Source organism: Siminovitchia thermophila (genome assembly GCF_016909185.1).
Lineage (GTDB): Bacteria > Bacillota > Bacilli > Bacillales > Bacillaceae_C > Siminovitchia > Siminovitchia thermophila.
On the sequence record NZ_JAFBFH010000077.1, the window covers coordinates 1 to 2199 of the forward strand.

Annotated in this window: 3 protein-coding genes; all 3 read right to left on the bottom strand. The window is 30.0% G+C overall.

Going from position 1 to position 2199, the window contains the following annotated elements:
- Positions 1-354: 354 nt before the first annotated feature.
- Genes JOC94_RS22600 through JOC94_RS22610 form a run of 3 tightly spaced genes read right to left on the bottom strand, consistent with a single transcriptional unit; the run spans position 355 to position 2041 of the window.
- Positions 355-807, bottom strand: coding sequence for a hypothetical protein (locus JOC94_RS22600; RefSeq protein WP_077113799.1), 453 nt, complete (start codon positions 805-807; stop codon positions 355-357).
- Positions 808-1872, bottom strand: coding sequence for a hypothetical protein (locus JOC94_RS22605; RefSeq protein ID WP_077113800.1), 1065 nt, complete (start codon positions 1870-1872; stop codon positions 808-810).
- A complete protein-coding gene (locus JOC94_RS22610) occupies positions 1859-2041 on the bottom strand; it encodes a hypothetical protein (protein ID WP_077113801.1) in 183 nt (60 codons plus the stop codon). The genes JOC94_RS22605 and JOC94_RS22610 overlap by 14 nt, the downstream gene beginning before the upstream one ends.
- Between the last annotated feature and the right edge of the window lie 158 nt (positions 2042-2199).

Below are 2199 nucleotides of genomic sequence, written 5' to 3' on the forward strand. Positions count from 1 at the left end.
ATAACGTCTTCCATTTTCTTTAGTCATATAGACACCTCAGCATTGTTATTTATTTTTATTATAACAATCTGTGTCCACTTTTTAGTCTAGCATCACGTTAGTTGATTGATTTATAAAGTTTCCCATAAAAAAAAGACACCTCTGTTGAAGTGTCTTTTGTTAAAAACATCAAATCTTTATAGGATTAATTTTAAACTGTGATGTATAATTTGTTAGCTTGAATGATTTTATATGGATCGTAGTTTGACTACGAAACTATGTCCATACCAATTTTTAAAAGAATAAAATCGTACTATATTGAATTGCAATGATTCTTTATTATATTGGTTATCGTAAACAGTATTCGTTAAAAATCTACACGATAGGATACTCATCTGGATCACTATTTTCTAACGTTTTTGTAATAAAAGTAGAATCTGGATCCATCATCATTTCATATTCATCATCATTTTCAACTACAAAGGTTTGTCTAGTGGTGGGCGGACCGGCTTGATAATTAATGTCTCCATTTTCGACTGTTTCAGTAATTCTAGTTGTATCTGGCCCTAATAGCTGATAGCAATCTTCATCAGTGGCTTCTAATGTAGCTGTTTCTTTTGTAGTATCAGGTCCTACATAATTTTCATCAACATCACTATTTTCAATAACCCTTGTTTCAATTGATTTATCTCGAGGTCCAAAACAAGCAACGGTTTTTGTTTTTTCTTTATCTAAATAATTCAGCTGTGTAAAATGGTCGTAAACCAAGGTAATATCTTTCTGTAACTGATATTCTTCAGCATATAAGCTAATATACGGCTTCCTCATCTAATCCTCCTCTATTACTATAATTGAAATCACTTGAGTGTTAGTATCTCTTAATTCTATTATATCAGTAGACCCATCATTGTACATATCCAAGAACTTTGATAAATCTGTCAAGCTCGAGGTTTCTTCACTATATAAAATTATTAACTTATCAATATTGTTGTAAAGTAATCTGTCTTTTAAGCTTGTTAATTCTAAATCATTGACTTTCATAAAATCGCTACCATCAGATCGGACCTCAGATAGATGGATAAGGGTAGTTGGAGAATTAATACTATTGTTCAAATCTATATTATTGTCTACTTGTGCAATGTGTTGTTCAGCGGTATGGGAGGTAAGAAGTAAAACGCTAATTACGACAAATCCTAACATATATTTTTCTATATTTTTAATTAAGGTCACTTGGAATGTACTTTCACTTTTTATTGTAAGCCATTCGTAATAGAGCGATTTAGTAAATTCCTTTAATGGTGTATCGGACTTTCGAATTGAATTGAACCGTGTCCTGTTATATCCTCTAACTTTCATAAAGTCATGAAAAAATAAGAGTAAATTAACTAGAATATAAACGAGAACAATTAAAAAAACTACCTTGTAATCACCAATAAAATTATGAAGTTTACTTAACTGTGCCCCATATAATGGTAATATCAGAGCTATGATTGCTATGTAAGCAACATATTTATTAAATGTTTTATTCTTTGTACCCTCTATTTGACTGATTTTGTACATAAGTGTTTCTTTGTGCATTAAAATTTTGTCATCGTTAATTGTTTCTATTTCCTTCTTATAGGAATTATACGCTTTATTCGCTTTATCATTATCGGGATAATTACATAACTTCTCTAAGTTAATTATTTTTAAAAAACTCATTTTCTTTGTTTCAATGTAATAAGAAAAAAAATGAATAATCCTCTTACCAAAATTAAAGCTCACAAGAGAAATCCGTAATCGTTCTAAAGAGTTGCTTTTAATTTCGCCAAATTGCAAATCATCGGTAATTCGGAAAATAGGACTATACGACAAAAGCTTACAGAGAAAAAGTATTATTTTATTTTTCAGCATACTTATTTTCTCCAGTTAAGTATTCCATAATTTTATCTGATATACCTAAATTTAGTTCTTCCTCAAGCCATTGCCACTGACCATTTGCATTTAGTTCTAAAAAAGTATAATTATGTTCATTTACTATGAAATCAAACGCTGCAAAGTGTATGTTGAGCTTTTCCATCATCTCAATACATTTCTTTTCAATATCTTCTGGAACTTTAATCCTACTGTAACGTATCGTGGCATCTTTTTTGGCTCTATACTAAATGTTGGGGTTTCCACATAATTTGCACATAAAAATATACACGCAAACATCCAATTCTTTTATACTTGAATTGCCTA

Bases quoted from the DNA above. Each gene is read 5' to 3' on its own strand.
- JOC94_RS22600 (WP_077113799.1), bottom strand. From the start codon at position 807: ATGAGGAAGCCGTATATTAGCTTATATGCTGAAGAATATCAGTTACAG.
- JOC94_RS22605 (WP_077113800.1), bottom strand. From the start codon at position 1,872: ATGCTGAAAAATAAAATAATACTTTTTCTCTGTAAGCTTTTGTCGTAT.
- JOC94_RS22610 (WP_077113801.1), bottom strand. From the start codon at position 2,041: ATGATGGAAAAGCTCAACATACACTTTGCAGCGTTTGATTTCATAGTA.